The sequence below is a fragment of the Actinocorallia lasiicapitis genome (assembly GCF_054778695.1).
The window spans coordinates 1-2,362 of sequence record NZ_BAAGZI010000599.1 but is presented as its reverse complement, the minus strand read 5'-3'; the positions used below and the strand labels follow the sequence as shown (position 1 = coordinate 2,362).

At 72.3% G+C, this 2,362-nt stretch carries 4 protein-coding genes; 1 reads left to right on the top strand and 3 read right to left on the bottom strand.

What is annotated here, in order from left to right:
- Positions 1-70: 70 nt before the first annotated feature.
- Complete coding sequence (locus tag ACYVE7_RS32730) at positions 71-595, top strand: YbaK/EbsC family protein (protein ID WP_460370288.1); 525 nt, start codon at positions 71-73, stop codon at positions 593-595.
- Here the strand turns inward: ACYVE7_RS32730 and ACYVE7_RS32725 are convergent.
- The 3 genes from ACYVE7_RS32725 to ACYVE7_RS32715 all read right to left on the bottom strand — a co-directional run.
- Complete coding sequence (locus ACYVE7_RS32725) at positions 592-1,332, bottom strand: SDR family oxidoreductase (protein ID WP_460370291.1); 741 nt, start codon at positions 1,330-1,332, stop codon at positions 592-594. The two genes, ACYVE7_RS32730 and ACYVE7_RS32725, sit on opposite strands and share 4 nt — an antisense overlap.
- A gap of 21 nt (positions 1,333-1,353) precedes the next feature.
- Positions 1,354-1,716, bottom strand: a complete 363-nt coding sequence (locus ACYVE7_RS32720; RefSeq protein WP_460370285.1) for an MmcQ/YjbR family DNA-binding protein — start codon at positions 1,714-1,716, stop codon at positions 1,354-1,356.
- 18 nt (positions 1,717-1,734) lie between these two features.
- The coding region (locus ACYVE7_RS32715; protein WP_460370283.1) for an ABC transporter ATP-binding protein at positions 1,735-2,362 on the bottom strand (628 nt) is incomplete at its 5' end.

The following is a 2,362-nucleotide window of genomic DNA, read 5'->3' as shown; positions in this document are numbered from 1 at the left end:
GTGCCGGCCGGGCCCACCGGCGGCGCGACACCGGCGCGGGCGGGGGGTGTCGGCCGCTAGGTTGGGGGGCATGTCAGGAATGCTCGACTGGGCGCCCGCCGCCGGACGGACCGAACTGCTCGCACCCAGCGTCGTCGCGGCGCTGGAGTTCGTGCCGGACGCGCAGGCCGCGCCGATCGACCCCACGCTGTCCGACACCGCCGAGTTCTGCGCCCACTACGGTTTCCCGCTCGAGGCCAGCGCCAACTGCGTGGTCGTGGCGGGCAAGCGCAACGGCGAGCTACGCTACGCCGCCTGCCTGATCCTCGCCACCGACCGCGCGGACGTCAACGGAGTGATCCGGCGCGAACTCGACGTCCGTAAGGTGTCGTTCGCCCCGATGGCCGAGGCGACCGAGCTGACCGGCATGGAGTACGGCGGGATCACCCCGATCGGGCTGCCCCCGGAGTGGCCGATCTTCGTGGACGCGGCCGTCGCCGCCGCCCCCGAGGCCGTCATCGGCGCCGGACTGCGCGCCGCCAAACTGCTGGTCTCCGGCAAGGCCCTCGCCTCACTGCCCAACGCCCGCGTCCTCCCCCTGGCACTCGGCTCCTAGCCGCGGCCGACGAAGGACGGCATCGTGGTGGCGAGGACCGTCAGGAACTCGACGTTGGCGTCGAGCGGCAGGGAGCCCATGTAGCGGATCGCCGCGACGACGTGTGTGACGTCCATGACGGGCTCGGCGAGCCGAGAACCGTCGGCCTGGAGCGCTCCGGCGTTGAAGCCGGTGGTCATGTCGGTGGCGGCGTTGCCGATGTCGATCTGGCCGCAGGCGATGCCGTGCCGGCGGCCCTCCAGTGACAGCGCCTTGGTGAGCCCCGTCATGGCGTGTTTGCTGGCCGTGTAGGCGATGGCGTCGGGCCGCGGCGTGTGGGCCGACAGCGAGCCGTTGTTGATGATGCGGCCGCCGCGCGGCTCCTGCTCCTTCATCAGCCGGAACGCCTCACGCGCGCAGAGGAACGCCCCGGTCAGATTGGTGTCGACGACCGAAGTCCACTCGGCGAGCGCGAACTCCTCGACCGGCGCCTGCCTGCCGAACACCCCGGCGTTGTTGACGAGCAGGTCGAGCCGGCCGAACCGCTCCTTGACGGCCGCGAACAGCGCGACGACCGACTCCTCGGACGTCACGTCAGCGGTGACGACCAGGGACTCTCCCCCGGCACGCTCCGCCACCTCATGCAGCGGTTCGGCTCTGCGGCCCGCCAGCACGACCCGGTGGCCGTCCTGGAGCAGCCGCGCGGCGACCGCCGCCCCGATGCCGGAGCCCGCCCCGGTGACCAGCGCGACACCCATCGGCACGCCCCCTCTTCTCGATCACGGGGCATCGTAGCCGCCGGGCGGCCCCGCGGCCTGCCCGAGGGTGGCGGCCAGCAGCTTCGGCACGCTGAGCAGCCACGCCTCGGTGACGAGTTCGGCGACCTCCTGCGGGTCGGCCGCCGGGAGGTCGATGGTGACCCAGGCGAACCGGCCGCTCGCCCAGGACGGCCCGTAGACCGCAGGGTCGGAGCCGATCAGGGCCGCCTGCTCCGCGCGGGTGGCCTTGAGCAGCACGGTGGCCTCCGCCTCGTCCAGGTAGGCGAACCCCTTGTCCCGGGCCCGGAAGCTCGTCATACCGCCGAATCCCGGCCTGCTGACGACCTCGGGCAGCCCCATGATCAGCTTTTCGAACGCGTCCACTTCCATGGATCCGGTCTATCAGGCGGCACCGACATCGCCGTGGTGCCGTCCGATCGGGATGATCAGCGGGGTGCCGCTGACCGGGTCGGGGGCCACCTGGCAGCGCAGGTCGAAGACCTCTTCGACGGTGGCCTCGGTGATGACGTCGGCGGGCGCGCCCGCCGCGACGATCCGGCCCTGCTTCATCGCGACGACGTGGTCGGCGTACCGGCACGCCTGGTTGAGGTCGTGCAGCACCATCACGATGGTGCGGCCCTCGCGCCGGTTCAGATCGGTGACCAGGTCCAGCACGTCGATCTGGTGGGCCAGGTCAAGGTAGGTGGTGGGTTCGTCGAGCAGCAGCACCTCGGTGCCCTGCGCGACGGCCATCGCGATCCAGGCGCGCTGCCGCTGCCCGCCGGACAGCTCGTCCACGGCCCGGTCGGCCAGGTCGGTCAGATCGGTCGCCGCCAGAGCCGCGCGGACGGCGGCCTCATCCGACTTCGACCACTGCCGCCACCAGGTCTGGTGCGGGGACCGGCCCCGGTTGACCAGGTCGAGCACGGTCAGGCCCTCGGGCGCGACCGGGCTCTGCGGCAGGATGCCCAGCCGCTGGGCCAGCTCCCGGCTTGGCGTGGTCTGGAGCGACTTGCCGTCCAGGGTGACG